Source organism: Enterobacter sp. 22499 (genome assembly GCF_052044815.1).
Classification (GTDB): Bacteria; Pseudomonadota; Gammaproteobacteria; order Enterobacterales; family Enterobacteriaceae; genus Enterobacter; species Enterobacter bugandensis.
Genome location: NZ_JBQENR010000003.1, coordinates 154,537 through 174,514 on the forward strand (window position 1 = coordinate 154,537; position 19,978 = coordinate 174,514).

The window sequence follows — 19,978 nt, forward strand, 5'->3', positions numbered from 1 at the left end:
GTCAATTAAATAAGCCATATTTGAGTCTACTTTGATATGCTGCCTAAATTATATCGGCGGTATTAAGATGATAGTCACTATACAGTTTGTAAAATGAGCCCTGGCATCCCGCCGGGGCTTTGTTATTTCAGAGCTTATAAATTTCAATTTTGTTCGCAGACAGATTTTTGAAAGTCATATGCTCATCTTGTTCTGCTCTGAGGATGTGCCCAACTAGGCTACTTATCATTGCCTTCCATGCATTTGCATCCATGTATATGTCCGTGCTGTCTTCGAGAATTACATGTGTAGGTGCATCCTCAGGGAGTAATTGAGTATAAAAAATACCCTTTGATTCAAACAAATAACGGTATTTATCAAGTATGTCTGCTGGTGCGACAATGCCGAATTCAAAACTCATGATGTCTCCTTAGTTTAAGTATTTATCGGCAGCATCAAAAAAAGTATTAGAGCCTCGCCATCGTGCGGGGCTTTTTATTTGCCTGTAGCTCAGAGGAAAGAGCAACCGCCTTCTAAGCGGTTGGTCGCTGGTTCGAATCAAGCCAGGCGAGCTAAACCCAGCCAGGGTATTTACGGCCAGAGAGCCGACATTGCCTTACCCTCACATTGCCAGCCTGTCGCTGGCTTTTTTATTTTCAGGCTCCGGGAACCATCATCGACACGCCTACTTGTTAAATCGTCCCGAGGGCCTGATCCCTTACTACAAACAGCACCCCGTTCTTTCGGAGGTGATATGGCTAAACGTATGCAAGATAAAGAAAGCATTGCCGGAGTGTCATGGCTGATTGTCCTTGCTCTGTCATGCTGGGGCGGGCTTGTCCGATACCTTATTGACGTTAAGCAGAACAAAGCCACCTGGAGCTGGATCAACGCGCTGGCGCAAATTGCAGTGTCCGGCTTTACCGGTCTTATTGGCGGCCTAATTAGCGTTGAAAGCGGGCTGAGCCTTTACATGATTCTGGTTACGTCAGGTATTAGCGGAGCAATGGGCTCCGTGGCTCTGACCTATTTCTGGGAACGCTTGACGGGGATGAAGAATGCAAACCAGTGATAAAGGCATTGCCCTGATCAAGCAGTTCGAAGGCTGCAAACTCACCGCCTACCAGGACAGCGTCGGCGTCTGGACGATCGGCTATGGCTGGACTCAGCCTGTCGACGGAAAACCAATCCGCGCCGGTATGACGATTAAGCAGGAAACAGCAGAACGCCTGCTGAAAACTGGACTGGTCAGCTACGAAAGCGACGTGTCTCGCCTGGTTAAGGTGGGGCTGACTCAAGGGCAGTTCGATGCTCTGGTGTCGTTCACGTATAACCTCGGAGCCCGGTCATTATCAACATCGACTCTTCTGCGCAAACTCAACGCCGGTGATTATGCTGGCGCTGCCGATGAGTTCCTGCGCTGGAATAAAGCTGGCGGTAAAGTTCTGAATGGGCTCACCAGACGCCGGGAGGCAGAGCGGGCTCTGTTCCTGTCATGATTGGCGCGCTGGTCAGGCGTTACTGGTTGCAGTTGCTGGTGGTGGCGTTAATCGGTGTGCTGGCGTTCTTAGTGAACCACTACCGCGACAACGCCATCACCTACAAAGACCAGCGCGATAAAGCCACTGAGAAACTCAGGCTGGCTAACGCCACCATAAAAGACATGCAGACCCGCCAGCGTGATGTCGCTGCACTGGATGCCAAATACACCGGAGAACTGGCTGATGCGAAAGAAACCATTGAGCGTCTGCATAGCGATGTCATTGCTGGCCGCAAGCGGCTGCAGCTCAATGCAAACTGTCCCGCGAACGGAGCGACCAGCACCGGCGGCCTGGGCAATGCTTCCGGCCCCCGACTTACTGACTCCGCTGAACGGGATTATTTCACCCTTAGAGAGCGAATCGTCACAGTGACGAAGCAGGTCGGATATTTGCAGGACTACGTCAAAGATCAGTGTTTGAAATAAAAATATTTTCGAGTGGTCATGTCTATCCATGGCTATTCAAACGTACTCATAGCTATTAATTGGCTGGCTATATCTAATTGAAATTTAATGATTTACTCAAGCCTCGCATCCGTGAGGCTTTTTATTTTGCGGTGACACCCCGCACTAAGAACTGCCGACCGAATCGGTAGAGCATATGCCTGCGATAAATGCCAGATCCTGATTGGTTATCGCATGTTCGATGCAAATAAAACACACCGAACCCTAACCTGTGAAATGAGCCTTTGGAGACGTCAGTTTAATGCTGGCGAGCTTTCGGTGGGCAGGCGTTTCAATTCGGCAAAGGTTCATCTCAAAGAGTAGGTAAACGCTATGACATATCTAACTGTGATCGTGAATGGTGTCTCTGTCCGTGTGGACGAGAAGGGGCGATATAGCCTGAATGACCTTCATGCCGCCGCTGTACTGAAAGGCGAGGCTACTGAGTCACAAAAGCCTGGCAAGTTCATTCGTAGTGCATCAGTAAAGCGTTTCGTTCAGGCGCTGGTAGGCAAAGGACAAAAATGTCCTTTGGAAGATAACCAGGCACTTAGAGTAATTCGCGGTGGTGACGAGCCCGGCGTATGGGCTGCAGAGCTACTCGCTATTCGATATGCCGCCTGGATTAAGCCGGAGTTTGAAATCCGCGTTTATGAAACCTTCCGCGAGGCTGTGCTCAACGGTCTTAGCAATATGAACCGACTCAACCGACTTGACCTGCTGATCGCCAATGAGGCCAAAGAGGTAAGCGCATGTGCCAGGGCAATGAATAAGTGGGGCGTCGGTGGTCGCAAGAAGCTTCTCAATTGCGCTCGTGAGCGGATCGTCAGCCAGATGGACCCTGATATAGTCACGCTGATGGAAGCGAAAGCAGGGTAGCCAACGCAGAATTGCGTCGGCAATTAGCGGCATTACAGAAGCTCTTCACTGAGGGGTTTCGATAATGAAAAAAAAGCCCCCACAAGGAGGGCTACCGGAGTCTCAGTTTCACATGCTCTTTTTATCGATGTTTCCCTGGAGTTGGCATTCTCCGCATCAGAGTCTTGGATATCCTGGCATGGACCCAGAGATCAACAAGCATAAGCGTAAAGAATTAAGATTTTACTTAGGCAGGTTGATTGGTGTTAGGTGCCAAGTTATCTATCTGTTCACTATATCGATGTTCAGAACCGCCAGACGAAGAAAGACATCCTGGCGCATAACAAAGCATGGCAGGCAACCTGTCAGCTGCGGTAAGCCAGTGTGAATGTAAGCAATCAACTAACATTCGCCATTCGCATAGGCGACTTAAACAGGCTTATTTAGCCTGTTTTTTTTTATCAAAACGAAAATAAAGAGAGGTAATTATGAGTGGTATTGAAGATTCAAACCAGGGTGCAGGCTGGAACGATCATGATACACCGTATGGCCCAATCCATAGTTATGACGGCAATGATCATAGTTATGGTGGATCAAGCGGCGGTAACGGAGGTGGCCACAGTGGTATCGATGACAAGTCCACTATCAACATTGCCTCTACCAGTGCCTACAATGGCACCATGATGTCCATGTGCGTCAACAACCTTAAAAAGCATGAAGGATTTAAAAACACCATGTACAAAGATACCGCCGGGAATATTACCGTTGGTATCGGCCATCTTCTGGCTAATGCTGCTATGGCTGCGTCTCTGCCATTTACCCGTACTAACACGATTCATGCTCATGGTGATGATATCGAGTCAGAGGTTTCGATTTCCAAAGGAGATATTACTTCCGCATTCAATGCTTTCAAAACCGACTCTAAAAAGGCTCCGCTGAATATGCACTTATCGAACGATGCGATCATCGGTCAATGCATTAGCGATGTGCAGACAACGGTTAGTGGACTAAAGGGGCTGTATGCTGGTTTTGACAGCTTCCCTAATTCTGCAAAAACTGCCCTTGTGGATATGGGGTTCAATCTCGGCATCCCTCGCCTACATTCTGAGTTTCCTAAGTTCAACAGCGCGGTAAATCGCAAGGACTGGAACACGGCAGCAAACGAGTCCCACCGCACCGGGATTGGTGAAGGTCGTAATAACGATACAAAAGGTCAGTTGCAGCAGGCCGCGAGCGGTCATTGATGTGAAGGTCCAAAACGTCTGATCGCTCGGGCGCTATTACAAAGCTCACCTGCTGGTGGGCTTGATAATGGTTATAAACTTAAGCAGTTGAATCAATCAGCTGATTATCTCGCGCAATTGGATTTCTTCCTGCTCGCTGAGCCTGGCGTACCCGCTGATTTGTTTAATAAGTGACTCTTTGTCATTAGATATAAAGGATGAAACGTAGCGACCAGTTATCCATTCGAAAAAAATCACTAAAAACAAGAGTGTTGTTTTTGAGTACTGATACTGTATTGAGAGGTCATTGCAAATTTTTTTCTTTTTCATGGTATAAGCTTTCACTTAAGGAAAATTATCGGCATTTATAATGCTTCATTGGTTTGAGATATATGAATACTTCACTTTGCGTAAAGTGATACTTAATTACTGCTAAAATTAGTGGGATTAATCTTAGGTTATTGTTGTTTTTGGCACAATATGAATAATAAATCCGACTAAACACAGCGATAACAACCGATGAAAACTCAATCTATTGCAATCTCTTTGCTGGTGGCGATATCGTCACCTTCATACTCGGCATTTCAGGAAAGGGAATACAACACCTGGTATCAGAAAGATGCTGTGCTTTACGACATTACGCAGACCTCGGAGGGATTGCCCGTCATGATAAGCATCTCGCAACCAGGACGGACATCAGCCAATATGCTGGTATCCTATATGTCCGATGGCGGTTGTGGTGAAAAAAAGGGACAGCTGAATGTGAACGGGAAGGATGTGCCTGTAACTTACAGTTGCGTATCGGTCGGAGCTAACAGGATTGAACACTTTGCGGTAAATGATGCAGAAAGGGTCAATGAGATGGTTAACCACCTCAAGTCTGATTTCACTCTGTTACTTCAGAACGATATTAAGGTCTGGGCTGCGAACATAAAGACCCCGAAGTATGGTATAGCGCCAAGATTTTAAATCACCAGATATAACCGCCTGAGGGCGGTTTTTTTATTGGAGTAAGCAATGGCAAAACCGGACTGGGGCGAGCTTCAGCAACGGTTCCTGTCCGAACATGCCGCAACCGGCGTATCACCAAAAGAATGGTGTGAAGCGCAGGGACTGAACTACGCTACCGCACGTCGATATATCAAAAAACCTTCTGCGCAAACTGCGCAAAAACCTGCGCAGAAAAAAATGCGCACTGCGCAGAAAGATAAAAGCGCAAATGAGCTGGTGGATGATGATGGACTTACTGCTCATCAGCGCTTATTTGTCGCGGAATACCTGAAGTACAACAACGCCACCGCTGCCGCTGCACGTGCTGGTTATAGTGACCCAAACTATGGTCGTCAGCTCATAACGAATCCTAACGTTGCCCAGGCCATTGCGCATCAGCAGAAAGCCTCCATTGCGCGCACGCTTGGCAGTGCCGATGAGGTCCTCGCGCAGATGTGGCAGCTCGCCACCTTCGATGCAAATCAGCTTTCACAATATCGCCGCGGTGCGTGCCGTTACTGCTGGGGCTTTGGCCATCAATATCAGTGGCGCGATGCCGTGGAGTTTGAAGAGAAGCGGCTGGAAGCTAAAGAACGTGACAAGCGTGAGCCAGTCGACGTGGGCGGCTATGGATATGACCACACCCGAGAGCCTAACCCTGCCTGCCCGCGCTGCAATGGTGACGGAATAGGCCAGCCTTACTTCGCTGATACCAGGAAACTCTCCCCTGACGCTGCTTTGGCATATTCCGGAGTCAAGCTGGGGAAGAATGGTGTTGAGATAACGGCAATCAGCCGCGAGCGGATGTACGAAGCCGTAATGAAGCGCCTGGGCCTGGCCGATAGCGAATTCGCGCAGCGCCTCCAGCAAATCGAAATCGACCGCCGGCAGCTGGAGATTGAGAAACTCCGCAAAGAGCTGGCCGGTGATGGTGATGATGACGAACCAACACCAGTGCAGATCAATATCAACGTAGTGGATGCGAGGGAAGAAGATGGGGATCAGCCCGACACTTAACATTCCTCAGGCGCGCTTCCTCGCGATGGAGCACAAGTTTAAAGCCTACGTTGCCGGGTTCGGTTCCGGTAAAACGTGGGTGGGTTGTGGCGGTATCTGCAAAGGGATGTGGGAACACCCTAAAATCAACCAGGGTTATTTCGCGCCGACGTACCCGCAGATTCGTGACATTTTCTACCCGACGATCGAAGAGGTTGCCTTTGACTGGGGACTGAGCGTCAAAATCAATGAGGGGAATAAAGAGGTTCACTTCTACGAGGGGCGACGGTTCCGCGGCACGACAATTTGCCGCTCGATGGAGAAACCCGGCTCGATAGTTGGCTTCAAAATCGGTAACGCGATGGTGGATGAGCTGGATATCATGGCGGCTGCCAAAGCGCAGCAAGCCTGGCGAAAAATCATCGCCCGTATGCGTTACAAGGTTGATGGGCTGCGTAACGGTATTGACGTCACGACAACGCCGGAGGGGTTCAAATTCGTTTACCAGCAATTCGTGAAGGCAGTACGTGAAAAGCCAGAGCTTGCGGCGCTGTACGGACTGATTCAGGCCAGCACGTTCGACAACGCGAAGAACCTGCCCGCGGATTACATCCCTTCGCTGATGAATTCCTACCCGCCGGAGTTGATAAAGGCGTATCTGAGGGGGCGCTTCACCAACCTGACCAGCGGCACCATCTATCACCAGTTCGATCGACGACTGAACAACTGTACTGATGAAGAACAGGCAGGCGAACCGCTCTATATCGGCATGGACTTTAACGTTGGCAAAATGGCGGCCATCGTCCATGTCCTTCGCAATGGCGAACCGCGCGCGGTACGTGAATTGATAAAAGTTTATGACACGCCGGCCATGATAAAGCGTATCCAGGAAGAGTTCTGGCGCTACGAGGGCGGGCGCTATGTTGCCTCCAGGCAGATTTATATCTATCCGGATGCTTCCGGCGATTCACGCAAGTCCAATAACGCCAGCGCCACCGATATTGCGCAGCTCAAGCAGGCCGGATTCAGTGTGGTGGTGAACGCCGCCAACCCGCCGGTAAAGGATCGCATTAACTCCATGAATGCCATGTTCTGCAACGGCAACGGTGAGCGCCGCTACAAAGTTAACGTTGCTCGCTGCCCGGTCTACACAGACAGCCTTGAACAGCAGGTATGGGCGGCAAACGGCGAGCCGGATAAATCAGCCGACAACGATCACCCCAACGACGCTGGTGGCTATTTCATCGTGAAGCAATTCCCGATCATCAAACCCACCGGAAAAGTCACTCAACTACGGATGTAACTCCATGCCTGACATCTCAACACCCAATCTGGACTATGGGAACATGGTCGAGGCGTGGGATATCAATGATGCCCTGATGGGCGGCACGCTCTATATGCGACAACTGGGCGAGGCATATCTCCCGCGCTGGCCGAAAGAAGACAAAGAGGACTATAAAAAACGCCTCTCCGTGGCCACGCTTTTGCCCGCCTACGAAGAGACCATTAAGCAAAACATAGGGCGCGTATTTGCCGAGCCGATTAAGCTGGCCGAGAACGTTCCTGATCAACTGCGCGAGTTTGCGAAGAACATCGACCTGGAAGGCACCCGCCTCGATGTCTGGGCTCAGTCATTCTTCGGCCTTGCGATGCAGTATGGCCTCTCCCATGCGCTGGTGGATTATCCCAGGGTGGACCCAGAAAGGGTGAAAACCAAAGCGGATGAGAAAGCTACCGGCGCGCGCCCGTACGTCACAATGCTTAATCCCCGCCAGGTAATCGGATGGAAGTCGAAGATGGCGGACGGTAAGCTGGTGCTCACCGCGCTGCGCATCAAAGAGGTTGTTGTCGAGGACGGTGACGACTTCGGGCAAACAAAGGTGGAGCAGATACGTTATCTGACTCCGGGGAAGGTGGAAATCTACCGCAAGTCCAGAGGTACCGAGGGCGCGGCGAACTGGGAGATTTTTGATGAATGGCAGACCTCCCGGAAAGACATCACCCTGGTGACGCTCTACACCAAGCGCACCAGGTTTATGTGTGGCTCACCGCCGCTTCTCAACATGGCCCTGCTGAATATCAAGCACTGGCAAAGCCAAAGTGAGCAGGACAACATCCTGCACGTCGCCCGGGTGCCGATACTGACGGTGTTCGGCCTTGAGCAGGGAGAAGAGCTGGTTATTGGGTCTTCGTCTGCCACATCGTTCACCGATCGGCAAACGCAGGGTCTGGAATACGTTGAACATACCGGTTCGTCCATTGGTGCCGGCAAAGAGTCGCTGGCAGAGCTGGTGGAGCAGATGCGCCAGGCTGGCGCGAAGCTGCTGCGCACGGAGAACACCTCTACCAAATCGGTGGATCAGACCTCCGAAGAGAAAATGCAGGAGCAGTCGCCGCTCTACACTATGGCCACCAGCCTCGAAGACGCGATAGACAACATCCTGCAGATCATGGCTGAGTACATCGGCGAGAAGGAGGGCGGCAACGTAGATGTGCGCACCGAGCTGGATGTTGAGTCGAAAGAATTCAACCCGCCTGCTGCGCTGGCTATTCAGTCCCTGCGCCAGGGCGGTGACCTTCGCCGTATCGATGCGATTAAAGCCCTGCAAAAACTCAACCTGATTGATGCCGATGCGGATCCTGATATGGTGCTGAGCGAGTTGCTGGCCGAGTCTGCGTCACTGAGTGACCCACCGCCGGGGGTGTGATATGGCCCGTTCCGTGAATGACAGGCTACTGGACGAGACCATCGCGCACGGCTTGTACGTGACGCGTTACGGGACCGGCGTCGCCCGGCGCATGGTCGCGCTGCTGAACAAGTTGGATGCTGAACTGGCCGCCAGGCTGCTGGTGCTGCTGGATGGCAAGCGCGCTGATACCTACAGTGCGCGTCGTCTGGCCTCGCTAGTGGCTGGTGTTCGTGAACTGAACCATCAAGCATACGAACCGGTTAATTCTTCCCTGGCGCGTGAGCTGGCACGTTATACGGATTATGAGACCGGGTATCAGATGGACCTGTTCAGCAGCCTTATACCCCGGCAGGTGCTGAAACACGTCCCGCTGCAAAGCATTGCCCCAGAGCAGGTCTACGCCTCTGCGGTGGCGCAACCTTTTCAGGGGAGATTGCTGAAAGAGTGGGGCCAAAAGCTTGAATCCGATCGGCTGGATAAAATCACCAGTGCGGTGCGTACCGGATTTCTTCAGGGTGAAACCGTCGAGCAAATCGTGAAGCGCGTCGCCGGCACGCCGCAACTTAACCGCCAGGACGGGGTTATCAATGCCTCACGTCGTGACCTTGCTGTTGTTGCCCGCACCGCGGTGAACCATATGGCAGCAACGGCGCGCCAGGAGTTTGCACAAGCCAATAGCGATATCGTGAAGGCCAAACAGTGGTCTTCGACTCTGGACACCCACACCAGCCAGTGGTGCATAATCCGCGACCGCAAACTCTACTCGCTCGATGGCAAGCCGCTGGGCCATGCAATTCCGTATCTGCGCGGACCCGGCAAAATCCATTTTTGCTGCCGCTCCTGCGAAATCCTGATCACTAAATCGTGGGAGGAAATGCAAATAGCCTCAGGCGAGCTGAGCAACGCCACGCGCGCCTCAATGGACGGGCAGGTGCCAGCGCACACCAGCTATGCCGAATGGCTTGCGAGGCAGCCTTACGCGCGGCAGGAGCAGGTGCTGGGCGTTACTCGCGCGCAGATGCTGCGTGACGGCAAAATCACCGTGCCGGAGATGTTCAACGATGCCGGGGAGTTCCTGACCCTGGACGAGCTACGCCGCGTGGATGCGTCGGCGTTCCAGTAACACAAACCCCATCAACATCAGGCTGCCTCCGGGCAGCTTTTTTTATGCCTGCCGCTGAGCGGATGCGACGCGGTGCCCGGGTCGGATGACCCATTATGTATGGCCGGAAGGCTGGAGCAAAAACAATGAAACTGAAACTTGATGCTAACGGAAATGTGGTCGTTGAAAACGGCATGCCTGTGTACATCCATGATGATGGCAAAGAGATCCCGTTCGATGCGGTCGCAGCGATGACCAAAATCACCTCCCTGAATGGCGAGGCGAAAACTCACCGCGAAGCGAAGGAAGCGGCGGAAGCCAATCTTGCGAAATTCTCGGGCATCACCGACCCGGCCAAGGCGCTCGAAGCCCTGGAGATGATGACCAAAATCGACCAGAAAAAACTGATCGATGCTGGTGCCGTTGACCAGGTAAAGGCGGAGATCACCAAAGTTTTCCAACAGCAGCTGGACGAGGCGAACGGCAAGACCAAGCAGCTGGAAACTCAACTCTACGACGAGATGATCGGCGGCCGCTTCGGTGGCTCTAAGTTTATTTCCGAGAAGATGGCGATCCCGACTGAGTTCGTGCGTTCCTACTTCGGTCAGAACTTCAAAATCGAAGAAGGGAAGGTTGTGGCCTACGACGGCCAGGGCAATAAGGTGTTCTCACGCACCAAGCCCGGAGAGTTAGCCAGCTTTGATGAGGCCCTGGAGTCTCTGGTCGAGTCGCATCCGCAGAAAGATTACATCCTCAAAGCGTCCGGTAACAGCGGCGGCGGTTCTCACCAGTCGCAGCACCAGGCCGGGCAAAAAACCATGAAACGCGGTGCGTTTGATTCCCTGGATAACGCTGGCAAGCAAGCAGCGCTGAAAGACGGCGTCAGCATCGTCGATTAAATCGAAAGGAGCCATAAATGGCAGGCAATACCCTTACTGGTCTGATCCCGACCATCTATACCGCGCTGGACGTAGTATCCCGCGAGCAAACTGGCTTTATTCCTGCAGTGGCGCGTGACGCGAAAGCGGATGCTGCTGCAAAAGACCAGACCGTACGTGCGCCAGTCGCACCTGCAGCCACCACTGAAGATATTGTTCCTGGTCCTTCAGCGCCTAATTCTGGCGACCAGACCATCGGTGGTGTGGATGTCAAAATCACCAAATCCAAAATGGCCCCGGTGAAATGGAATGGTGAAGAGCAATTGGCTCTGGGCCCGGCTGGTACCTACAACACCATCCTGGCTGACCAGTTCAAGCAGGCTTTCCGTGCGCTGGCGAACGAAGTGGATGCAGACCTCGCTGCGCTTTACCTCAACTCCTCCCGCGCTGTTGGCGCGCCGAAGAATACCCCGTTCAGCATCAAAGACGATCTGACTGATGCTGCGTTGGCGCGTCAAATCCTGACCGATAACGGTGCGCCGACTACTGATTTGCGTATGGTGCTTGGTGGCGAAGCGATGGCATCCATCCGTGGTAAACAGGCTGTACTCTTCAAAGCGAACGAAGCGGGAACCGACCAGCTGCTGCGTGAAGGTGTTATCGGTCGCATCATGGGCTTCAACCTCCACGAATCTTTCAGCATCAAGCGTACCGCGAAAAGCGCTGCTGCTGGCTATAAGGTCAATGGCGCGAAGAAAGAGGGCGATATCATCATCGCTATCGCTGCTGGCACCGGCGGTATTGCTGCAGGGACTGCGGTGAAGTTTGCCGGTGATGACAATCAGTATCTGGTCGTTGCGGCTACGTCTTCCACTATCACTATTAGCGCGCCGGGCCTCCGTCAGGATCTGGCAGATCAGGCTGATGTCACCGTGTTGAGCGAATTCGTACCGAACATGGCGTTTGACCGCGGGGCATTCCTGCTGGCCAGCCGTACCCCGGCGATGCCTGAAGGTGGCGATACTGCTGATGACGTCATGAATGTGACCGACCCGGTATCTGGCATCACCTTCCAGGTGGCGCTGTACCGCCAGTACCGTCAGGTGCGTTATGAAGTGGGTCTGGCGTGGGGTGTGGCTGCTGTGGCGCCACGTCATTCCGCCATCATCATGGGTTAACCCAGGGGGCTTCGGCCCCTTTGTTTTTCAGGAGGCCCAATGGCCGGATTAACCAAAGAGCAGCGCGCTCAGCGTGAAGCGGAAAAGCTTGCAGCTCAGCAGGCCGCTGATAAAAATCCTGCCCAGCAGGAACAGCAGCAGGAACAGCAGCAGGAACAGCAGCAGGAACAGCAGCAGGAACAGCAGCAGGAACAGCAGCAGGAACAGCAGCAGGAACAGCAGCAGGAACAGCAGCAGGAACAGCAGGGTATTGAGCTGGTGGTCATGGTACGTGACACCCCAGAATTCCCTGGCGGACCGCTGTGCGCAGATGTTCATCCTGATGAAGTGGATAACTGGCTGGCGCTGGACTGGCGTCTGGAGGAATAACCATGCTGGTTGCCGATCCCAACTCTCCAGGCTTCAACAGCTACGCCAGCGTGTCAGACCTGCGGGCATTTGCCGCCGGGCGCGGATATAGCATTCCTGCAGATGATGGTGAGTGCGGCCAGATGCTGACGCAGGCAATGGACTTTCTGGAAGGGAAGACCTGGCGCGGTCAGCGTTCCAGCGCATCACAGCCTCTATCCTGGCCGCGTTCCGGCGTGCGCTTCGATGGTGTTGATCTGCCGAATGATGCGATTCCACAGCGCCTGATTGATGCTCAATGCCGCCTGGCTATCGAGTCGCAGGAGATTGACCTCACCCCGTCGGTAGCTGGTGGTGGGGCGGTGACGATGGAGCGTGTCGAGGGTGCGGTAACAGTCCAGTATGAGCCGGGAACGAATAAAGCTTCTCCGTCATTCCCATGGTTCTATTCCGCACTGCGCGGGCTTGTAGTGGGCGGCAACCAGGTTCGGGTCGAAAGGGGGTAGCATGGCAATCGACTATCGCCGCATGCGCGCTACGGCAACGCGGCTCCTGAAGGATAACGGCAAATCCTACCAACTGATCCGAGGCGGTACCACCACCCGCGATCAGTACGGGAAAGAGATTACCACCGCGCCTGTTATCGCGACCGTTACCGGCGTTATCACTGAATACTCAACTCGTGAAATCGACGGCTCTCTGATTGCTACAGGCGATAAGAAGCTGGCGGCCACGTTCGAAACGGAAGTGCGCATTGATGACCGCATCGAAATCGACGGCAAGATGTGGCGCGTGGTGCAGCCGAATCCGGTTAAGCCTGCCGATGTGCTGATTTCCTACAACATCCAGCTGAGGGCGTAACTATGGTCGGTTCTGTTAATCAGCCGTTCCTGGCTGCCATTCAGTTGTTCGTTGATGGTTCGAAGCAGGAACTGGACGAGGTGGTACGCCGTACGGGTATCAAAATACTCGCTCAGCTGGTGGAGATGTCCCCGGTCGGTCAGCCGGATATCTGGCAGGTCAACCAGACCGCGACGGCATACAACACTGCGGTGCGGGAGCATAACGCGACCCTGCGTGATAATCCGGACAACCTGACCAAATCTGGACGGCTTAAGCGCGGCCTGCGCGTAAACGACTCGATGGACATCAAAAAGCCAGATGGCTATGTCGGGGGGCGCTTCAAGAATAACTGGTATGTGGGGTTTGATAGCCAACCGACCCAGTCCAACGATACACCGGATGCTTCCGGCCAGGGTTCAAACTCCCGTGGCATGGCGGTGCTCGAGGTTTTCCGGGTGGGGCAAGTCAGCTCGATTTACTTCACCAACAACCTTCCATATGCCCAGGCGCTGGAAAACGGTCATTCCACCCAGGCGCCGGGCGGGATGGTGGGCATTACAGCTATCGACGCGGCGCAGCTGTTCCGTGAGGCAATGAGTGAGGCGCGCAATGGCCGGTGACCAGTCAATGCGTATCGCTGACCTGCTGGAAGGACGCGTCGCGGTTATCTGCTCCTCGCTCGGGCTGCCGGTGGCCTGGCCGAACATCGCTTTTACTCCACCAGATGATGCGCCTTACGGGCGAGTTTACGTTCTGCCTGCGCAAACCGTGGGGCAGGATCTGGAAGGCCAGTTGCGCACGTATCAGGGCATTCTCCAGCTCAACATCATCGCCCCGGCAGGCAGCGGCGTGACACTGGCGAGAGGGCTGGCAAAGTCTGTTGCCGATGCCTTCCCTGAAGGGCTGTCGCTGGTGGACGGCGATTTGACCGTCTACATCAACGGCCCGCCGCAGGTGCGCACGCCGATACAGGATCGCCCGACATCTGCACCAAACGGCAGCAGCGGCTCCATCACCTACACCACCCCCGTCAGCATGCAGTACCGCGCTGATTACTGACCCGCCGCCCGGCGGGTTTTTTATTACCTAAATTCAGGAGAGTGCTATGGCATTCGCAATCCCTAACGGCTCGCGTGTGAACGTGGCCAAAGCCTATCAGGCTCCGATCACCTTCACAGCAGCCTCCAACGCGACGGAATGCGAACTTACCGTTGCCTCGGCTGCCGGGATTCTCGCGGGCGATGTTGTCCAGGTCAGCTCTGGCTGGCTCAAGCTCGATAACATGGTGCTGCGCGTTAAGTCGGTGACCAGCACCAAAATTGTGCTGGAAGCATTCGATACCACCGATGCCACCAAATTCCCGGCAGGCACCGGCGCGGGGACGCTGCGTAAAGTCGATTCGTGGATCACCATGCCGCAGGTCATGACGCTGTCCACTGAAGGCGGTGACCAGCAGACCATTAGCGTGCAGTTCCTCGAGGACGACAAAGCACGAACCATCCCAACGTTCAAAAACGCCGTGGTTCAGGTCTACACCTTTGCACACGACCCACAACTGGCGATCTACAAGCGCCTGATTGACCTGGATGATTCCAGTGATACCACGGCGGTGTGGTTCCACAACCCACGCGGCAAAGCGGATCGTTACTACTCAGCCAAAGTGTCGTTCCAGCGCGTACCGCGTACCGAAATTAACGCCGTTGAAAGCAACGAAGCGCGTATGAACTTCGAATCGGACATGCAGATTTACCCGATCGCCGATTCATCCGTGACGCCGCTGGCGTTCCTGACCGACCTGCCGTCAACCAAGTCGGTTGCCACAGGTGCTGCACTGGATCTGGCTGTAGTTATGCAGGGCGGTTCCGCGCCTTACACGTACGTGTGGAAGAAAGGCGGTACCGCTATCCCGGGCAAAACGGCTTCGACGTTCAACATCCCGTCTGTGGTATCCGGCGATGCTGGCTCTTACACCTGCGAAGTTACCGACGCCGCGGGCAAGACCATTACCTCTGGCGCGTGTGTCGTCACGGTCAGCTAACCACTCTGGCCCGGTTCGCCGGGCTTACTTAGTCTTCTGAGGTTGTTTGGTTTTCACGGGTTGTTTTTGTTTTAAATTTTTCAGCATTTGAATCTGCATTTCGTCCTTTGCCTTTGTGCTTTCAATGTGCAATTGGCTGAGTTTTTTAAATCCGTAGAAAGCATAAATAGCCGCTAGAAGTAAAAAAATAATGCATGCATTAGTAATTATTTCTATTTGAATAAAATTATCCTTGTTACTAACTTCATTAGGCACTTGAGATGGCATTAAAAATCCTTTACCAAGAGCAATAATGACCGATGCTATTAATATAGATAATAAATTTAATAATGCTTTTTTCCATCCAATGTGGTGTTTTTTGCGGATTTCTACCATTTTCTCTTCAAAAATTTCCTGAGGTGTTTTGTTCATTATTTTCTCCTTTAAAAGAATGATATCGGCTTAGCAGCAGCCTGCTTTAATAATATTTTCAATCTGCTGTGACGTTTTTGAGCAAAAATATGAATGTTATTGCACATCATAACAACCGCAGCACTTCTTCTCGACTACCCGCTTCGGCGGGTTTCTTTTTTTCTAAGGAACCGAAATGACCAAATTTTCCCTGATCCCAAACCCTACCTTTTCAGTGACCGCGAGCATTCCGCGCGCTGGCGCCGAAGACGGCAAGCTGACGTTTACTTTCCGCCATAAGACGCTGGAAGAGCTGCGCTCTATGGATGAAAACCTGCAAAAGGCAGCTGAAGGCAAAAAGGCTGTCATCGAGCCCCAGGCCGACTACCTCATGGAAATTGTCGAGGGCTGGGCACTGCCGGACGAGTTCACCCGCGAGAACGTTATTGTCCTTCTGCGAAACTATCCGCGCGCGTTCGACAGTATCGGCCTGGCCTACACCAAAGAGCTGATGGGGATCCGCGAAAAAAACTAAGGCAGGTCGCCGCAGCGTTGTATACGCCGGGGCCGACGCTCGCGGAGCTGAGCGCTTTTGGTTTGACGCCTGAAGACGTGGAAGAAGAGGTGGGCATCCTGCCCTCAGTATGGGAGTCCTTCACCATCTTCTCTGCGCTGGCGACCCAGTGGCGCGTCGGCACGGGCGGTGCGACCGGCCTTGATTACAACGTTCTCCCCTGGATGTTCAAGTTACACGGGGTTGAGGATGCGGCGGCCTGCATGGCTGATCTTCAGATTATGGAAAGTGAGGCTCTCAAAGTGATGCACAAGGAGTCGAAATAATGACAGACCAGATCGCCTCGATTACTTTGCGGGCCGATGTTTCTGACCTGAAAACTGCCAGCAACGAACTGGATAAACTCGGCCAGGCGGCGGCCGGTGCCGTCGGCAAAGCTGATGATCTGAACAGCGTTTTTCGCGCTGGCGCTGAGTCTGCGAAGCAGGGCAGCGAAGGCATCAAGGAGCAGCAGGCTGCGCTGAAAGGCCTGCTTGAGAATATCGATCCGGTAAACAAAGCGCTGAACCGGCTGGACGAACAACAGGCCGCGCTGCGTAACTTCCAGACCAAAGGCTTTTTGGATACCGATGATTTTCAGCACTACAACAAAATCCTAGACGATACCCGGCTTAAGCTCACGGATACCGGCGAAGCAGCTGCGCGTGCCCAGGCAGAACTCGCGGCCACTCAGGCGGCAGAGAAGCAATCAGCCGCGCTGAAGAACCTACTGGGTTCAATCGACCCGACAATCCGCGCGTTCAACTCGCTGGACGAGCAGCATGCGCAGCTGGTGGCACACTTCGAAGCGGGGCGCATTAACGGCACCCAGTTCGAGCATTTCAATACCATCCTCAACCAGACGCGTGAACGGCTCTCTGGGGTGGCTGACGTGCTGCCTGAGGCGCTATCCCGGCAGGAGGCCGCTGCACGCCGCGCCGGTATCTCTGTGGGGCAGTACAGCGCAGCAATGCGCACACTACCGGCACAGTTCACCGATATCGCCACGCAGCTGGCTGGCGGGCAGTCTCCGTTCCTGATCCTGCTCCAGCAGGGCGGACAAATTAAGGACCAGTTTGGCTCGGTTCAGGGCGCGCTGTCCGGCGTCGGTGAATACATCCGCAGCATGGCCGGGATGATTAACCCTACCACTATTGCCCTAACTGGTCTGGTGGGCACCATCGGTCTTCTTGCCGCGGCTGCGTATAGTTCGTCTGAGCAGTTCGACCAGGTGGCACGCTCTGTCATCATGATGGGTGGGGCTGGCTTCTCCTCAATGCAGCAGCTCAACCAGGCTGCTGAAGAGGTAGCCGGCAAGACGAATACTTCGATCAGTTCCACCGTCGATACGCTGGTTACACTGAACGATACTGGCAAATATACCGCCAGCCAGATGAAGCAGATCGCCACGTCCATTACCCTGATGGGCAAGGCAGGCAACGATACTAAAACGGCGATGACCGACTTTGGCAAAATTGTCAGCGACCCGGTGAAAGGACTGGCCAGCCTGAATGAGCAGTACGGCTTTGTCGATGAAGCCATGATGAAGCACATCATCCAGCTACGTAAGCAGAAGGGCGAGCAGGCAGCAGTAAACGAAGCCATTGAGCTTTACTCTAATATCATGGCTAAGCGTGCAGAGGAGACCATTGAGGCCACTGACAATATCGGCAAGGCGTGGAGTGGCCTTAAGGCTTTTGCCTCCGATACCTTCGGGCAAATCGGGGTCACCGTGAGAGCCTGGGGCAATCAGGTCATTGAAGTATTTAAACTGCTGGGAACCTCTTTTGAGGCCCTGTTTGTGAAGATGAAAGAATTCTCCCTCGAAATTATGGGGGGGATGATAACTGGCTTCACGGATATAGCGAACAAACTCCCGGGCGGAGAAACGCTTATCAAATCCATGGGGTTTGATGGGCTGGCTGAGAATGTTGCCAGGAACCGCGAGGCGGCCAACAAGGAGTATTCTCGGCTTACTGCCGACTACAACAAGCACATCGCAAACCTCAGTAAATCCCAGGGGGAATGGGAAGATGAGGCCAGAAATGGCACTGGTGGAGGAGTAAAAGGTAGCGGGTCGGTAAGTCGTGAAACAAAGGATGCTGTCTCGAAGCTTGCTCAGGATTCAGCCAAAAAGACCAGGGAGGCTAAAGCCACGCTGGATGCTGGCGATCGCACGCTGGAAAACTATCGGGCTCAGGCCCGCACGCTCACTGAAACGCTCGAGACCCTCCGACAAACTGGCGAAACGCACGCTAAAAATACCGAGTTCAGTAAACAGCAATCCCACTTTGCTGAGTTGGATGAGGCGGCCAAAACCCGCGCGCTGACCGCTCAGGAGAAATCTTTACTGTCGAGCCGCGAGGCCATTCTGAACGCCGCCAAGGTTGTTGATCAGAAGAACAAGGAAGTGGAGGCTCAGCAGAAAATTAACGGCCTAGCGCAGCAGGCCAATAAATACGTCACGCAGATGTCGGAAAAGACCGATGCCTTGCGCGACAGTGCAGGCCTCAGCAGTAGGCAAACGCAGCGCATGATGGAAGAGGCTCAACTCCGCCAAGGCTGGCTCAACGGTGGTGGTAAGCTTGATGATGCTGGCTATGAGAAAGAACTGACAGCCCTCAGAAATTATTACGCTGAAGAGGATAAGCTGCGCGGCGATTGGAAAGCTGGAGCTGTTGCTGGATGGAATGAATATCTGGATGCCGCCACGAATACCTACGATGCCGTGAAGAATGTTGCCAGTTCCACGTTGACAGGCCTGAGCGACATGCTTACCGAACTTATGACAACCGGCAAAGCCTCGGTTAATGAGTTCGGCAAGTCGATGCTTAAGATGATCCTGGATGTGACGAACCGCCTCATGGTCGCCTACGCAGTGCAGGCCGCAATGGGATGGATCAGCGGAGGCTCTGGTGGTGGCACTACACCAGGCGGAGCGTATGCCAATGCTGCTGCGGGTGTAACGTTCAATGCTAAAGGCGGCGTGTACGAATCACCCGGCCTCAGTAAATATGTGAACGGCGTGTACGACTCCCCTCAGTACTTCACATTCCAGGGTGCGTCGAAATTTGCCAAAGGTGGCGTGTTTGCCGAGGCAGGCGCTGAGGCGATTATGCCGTTGACGCGCGACTCAGCCGGGCGTCTGGGTGTACGCGCACAGGGTGGCGGCGAAATTGCTCGGGTCATTAATACCACCGTTAATGTCGATGCTGGAGGCTCTGCAACTGTTCAGTCTTCCAGTCCAGGCGATGCCATGGGGCGCGCACTCGCCGATGAGATGCAGAATGCCGCCCTACAGGTGGTACAAAAACATCTTAAGCCAGGCGGCATGATCTACAACTTCACCAAAGGCAGGTAGTGTTTACGTCGTCCCCTGGTTAATATGATGAAAACCATAAAAATCAGGGGATGATTGTGTTAAAAAAAATCTTCAAGAAGATACTCAAAACCATTGGGTTGCTCATTTTACTTTTAGTTGTTGTCCTTGTGGCAGCGAGACTTAGTCTGAAAACTGATGACGAATTGAAAGCTGATGAAGCCAAAGCATTATCTGATAAGAAGCTGGATGAGTTGAGAAGCGCGTGTGAAGCTTACGTAAGGATGTCCGTCATTAACAAAAGTACCTTGGATATGTCGGTATTCGACTCGAAACGGTGGTTGGGGAGTGATGGCAAGTTTTACGCCACGCAGGAATTTAGCGCCAAGAACAAATTCGGGCTTGAGCAGAAATTTAGAGCTGTGTGCATCGAAGAAAAAGACGGTAAAACCGATTATCGAATTGAAGAGATGGCCGGAAGTTAAGTCGAAATAGCTAACTAATCTTGACCCAAATCACCCAACCCGAGCCTCGCATACGCGGGGCTTTATACATCTGTAAAGAATTCCGAGAGCTAGTAGTGCTAACCACTGAGTGTGTGCACAGTGA

The 19,978-nt window shown here is 53.3% G+C and carries 24 protein-coding genes and 1 tRNA gene; 23 read left to right on the top strand and 2 right to left on the bottom strand.

The window, feature by feature from the left end:
• Nucleotides 1-127 precede the first annotated feature (127 nt).
• Nucleotides 128-400: a hypothetical protein gene (locus ACTJI7_RS11910; RefSeq protein ID WP_063618550.1), complete on the bottom strand. Its 273-nt coding sequence runs from the start codon at nucleotides 398-400 to the stop codon at nucleotides 128-130.
• A 78-nt stretch (nucleotides 401-478) separates the two neighbouring features.
• On the opposite strand from ACTJI7_RS11910, the gene ACTJI7_RS11915 reads away from it, so the two are divergent.
• From ACTJI7_RS11915 to ACTJI7_RS12005, 19 genes are all read left to right on the top strand, one after another.
• Nucleotides 479-551, top strand: a tRNA-Arg gene (locus ACTJI7_RS11915).
• 194 nt (nucleotides 552-745) lie between these two features.
• Nucleotides 746-1,051 carry a phage holin family protein gene (locus tag ACTJI7_RS11920; RefSeq protein WP_122008274.1) on the top strand — a complete coding sequence of 102 codons (306 nt, stop codon included), beginning with the start codon at nucleotides 746-748 and terminating at the stop codon, nucleotides 1,049-1,051.
• Nucleotides 1,038-1,478: a lysozyme gene (locus ACTJI7_RS11925; RefSeq protein ID WP_023311422.1), complete on the top strand. Its 441-nt coding sequence runs from the start codon at nucleotides 1,038-1,040 to the stop codon at nucleotides 1,476-1,478. Before ACTJI7_RS11920 ends, ACTJI7_RS11925 begins: the two co-directional genes overlap by 14 nt.
• Nucleotides 1,475-1,945: a lysis protein gene (locus ACTJI7_RS11930; RefSeq protein WP_440670365.1), complete on the top strand. Its 471-nt coding sequence runs from the start codon at nucleotides 1,475-1,477 to the stop codon at nucleotides 1,943-1,945. Before ACTJI7_RS11925 ends, ACTJI7_RS11930 begins: the two co-directional genes overlap by 4 nt.
• Before the next feature lie 351 nt (nucleotides 1,946-2,296).
• On the top strand, nucleotides 2,297-2,842 hold the full coding sequence (locus ACTJI7_RS11935) for a KilA-N domain-containing protein (RefSeq protein ID WP_440670363.1): 546 nt from the start codon (nucleotides 2,297-2,299) through the stop codon (nucleotides 2,840-2,842).
• 467 nt (nucleotides 2,843-3,309) lie between these two features.
• The gene (locus tag ACTJI7_RS11940) at nucleotides 3,310-4,065 is read left to right on the top strand and encodes a glycoside hydrolase family protein (RefSeq protein WP_028013579.1); all 756 of its coding nucleotides are present in this window, start codon (nucleotides 3,310-3,312) and stop codon (nucleotides 4,063-4,065) included.
• Between the two features lie 498 nt (nucleotides 4,066-4,563).
• Nucleotides 4,564-5,013, top strand: a complete 450-nt coding sequence (locus ACTJI7_RS11945; protein ID WP_440670360.1) for a hypothetical protein — start codon at nucleotides 4,564-4,566, stop codon at nucleotides 5,011-5,013.
• Nucleotides 5,014-5,061: 48 nt separating this feature from the next.
• Nucleotides 5,062-6,051 carry a terminase small subunit gene (locus ACTJI7_RS11950; protein ID WP_440670358.1) on the top strand — a complete coding sequence of 330 codons (990 nt, stop codon included), beginning with the start codon at nucleotides 5,062-5,064 and terminating at the stop codon, nucleotides 6,049-6,051.
• On the top strand, nucleotides 6,029-7,333 hold the full coding sequence (locus tag ACTJI7_RS11955; RefSeq protein ID WP_440670356.1) for a terminase large subunit domain-containing protein: 1,305 nt from the start codon (nucleotides 6,029-6,031) through the stop codon (nucleotides 7,331-7,333). Before ACTJI7_RS11950 ends, ACTJI7_RS11955 begins: the two co-directional genes overlap by 23 nt.
• Nucleotides 7,334-7,337: 4 nt before the next feature.
• Complete coding sequence (locus tag ACTJI7_RS11960; RefSeq protein ID WP_440670354.1) at nucleotides 7,338-8,738, top strand: DUF4055 domain-containing protein; 1,401 nt, start codon at nucleotides 7,338-7,340, stop codon at nucleotides 8,736-8,738.
• Between the two features lies 1 nt (nucleotide 8,739).
• Nucleotides 8,740-9,843 (top strand): phage minor head protein, encoded by a 1,104-nt coding sequence (locus ACTJI7_RS11965; RefSeq protein WP_440670352.1) that lies wholly within the window; start codon nucleotides 8,740-8,742, stop codon nucleotides 9,841-9,843.
• Nucleotides 9,844-9,968: 125 nt separating this feature from the next.
• The gene (locus tag ACTJI7_RS11970) at nucleotides 9,969-10,721 is read left to right on the top strand and encodes a DUF6651 domain-containing protein (protein ID WP_109963101.1); all 753 of its coding nucleotides are present in this window, start codon (nucleotides 9,969-9,971) and stop codon (nucleotides 10,719-10,721) included.
• A gap of 17 nt (nucleotides 10,722-10,738) precedes the next feature.
• Entirely contained in the window at nucleotides 10,739-11,878 is a 1,140-nt protein-coding gene (locus ACTJI7_RS11975; RefSeq protein ID WP_028013572.1) for a P22 phage major capsid protein family protein, read from the top strand.
• Nucleotides 11,879-11,917: 39 nt separating this feature from the next.
• Nucleotides 11,918-12,247: a hypothetical protein gene (locus tag ACTJI7_RS11980; protein WP_440670349.1), complete on the top strand. Its 330-nt coding sequence runs from the start codon at nucleotides 11,918-11,920 to the stop codon at nucleotides 12,245-12,247.
• 2 nt (nucleotides 12,248-12,249) lie between these two features.
• Nucleotides 12,250-12,732, top strand: a complete 483-nt coding sequence (locus ACTJI7_RS11985) for a DnaT-like ssDNA-binding protein (protein ID WP_028013570.1) — start codon at nucleotides 12,250-12,252, stop codon at nucleotides 12,730-12,732.
• A gap of 1 nt (nucleotide 12,733) precedes the next feature.
• On the top strand, nucleotides 12,734-13,087 hold the full coding sequence (locus ACTJI7_RS11990) for a hypothetical protein (protein WP_028013569.1): 354 nt from the start codon (nucleotides 12,734-12,736) through the stop codon (nucleotides 13,085-13,087).
• Nucleotides 13,088-13,089: 2 nt separating this feature from the next.
• Nucleotides 13,090-13,689 (top strand): hypothetical protein, encoded by a 600-nt coding sequence (locus ACTJI7_RS11995; protein WP_440670347.1) that lies wholly within the window; start codon nucleotides 13,090-13,092, stop codon nucleotides 13,687-13,689.
• A 7-nt stretch (nucleotides 13,690-13,696) separates the two neighbouring features.
• On the top strand, nucleotides 13,697-14,128 hold the full coding sequence (locus tag ACTJI7_RS12000) for a DUF4128 domain-containing protein (protein ID WP_240473796.1): 432 nt from the start codon (nucleotides 13,697-13,699) through the stop codon (nucleotides 14,126-14,128).
• Between the two features lie 46 nt (nucleotides 14,129-14,174).
• Nucleotides 14,175-15,107: a phage tail tube protein gene (locus tag ACTJI7_RS12005; RefSeq protein WP_248213478.1), complete on the top strand. Its 933-nt coding sequence runs from the start codon at nucleotides 14,175-14,177 to the stop codon at nucleotides 15,105-15,107.
• Nucleotides 15,108-15,131: 24 nt separating this feature from the next.
• On the opposite strand, the gene ACTJI7_RS12010 is transcribed toward ACTJI7_RS12005, so the two are convergent.
• The gene (locus tag ACTJI7_RS12010) at nucleotides 15,132-15,518 is read right to left on the bottom strand and encodes a hypothetical protein (protein ID WP_028013565.1); all 387 of its coding nucleotides are present in this window, start codon (nucleotides 15,516-15,518) and stop codon (nucleotides 15,132-15,134) included.
• A gap of 175 nt (nucleotides 15,519-15,693) precedes the next feature.
• On the opposite strand from ACTJI7_RS12010, the gene ACTJI7_RS12015 reads away from it, so the two are divergent.
• Genes ACTJI7_RS12015 through ACTJI7_RS12030 form a run of 4 tightly spaced genes read left to right on the top strand, consistent with a single transcriptional unit; the run spans nucleotide 15,694 to nucleotide 19,854 of the window.
• Nucleotides 15,694-16,032 (top strand): phage tail assembly chaperone, encoded by a 339-nt coding sequence (locus ACTJI7_RS12015; protein WP_440670344.1) that lies wholly within the window; start codon nucleotides 15,694-15,696, stop codon nucleotides 16,030-16,032.
• A 17-nt stretch (nucleotides 16,033-16,049) separates the two neighbouring features.
• Nucleotides 16,050-16,337, top strand: coding sequence for a DUF1799 domain-containing protein (locus tag ACTJI7_RS12020; RefSeq protein ID WP_150322056.1), 288 nt, complete (start codon nucleotides 16,050-16,052; stop codon nucleotides 16,335-16,337).
• Nucleotides 16,337-19,411, top strand: a complete 3,075-nt coding sequence (locus ACTJI7_RS12025) for a phage tail tape measure protein (RefSeq protein ID WP_440670341.1) — start codon at nucleotides 16,337-16,339, stop codon at nucleotides 19,409-19,411. The genes ACTJI7_RS12020 and ACTJI7_RS12025 overlap by 1 nt, the downstream gene beginning before the upstream one ends.
• A gap of 56 nt (nucleotides 19,412-19,467) precedes the next feature.
• Nucleotides 19,468-19,854, top strand: coding sequence for a hypothetical protein (locus ACTJI7_RS12030; protein ID WP_252037855.1), 387 nt, complete (start codon nucleotides 19,468-19,470; stop codon nucleotides 19,852-19,854).
• The last annotated feature ends 124 nt before the right edge of the window (nucleotides 19,855-19,978 follow it).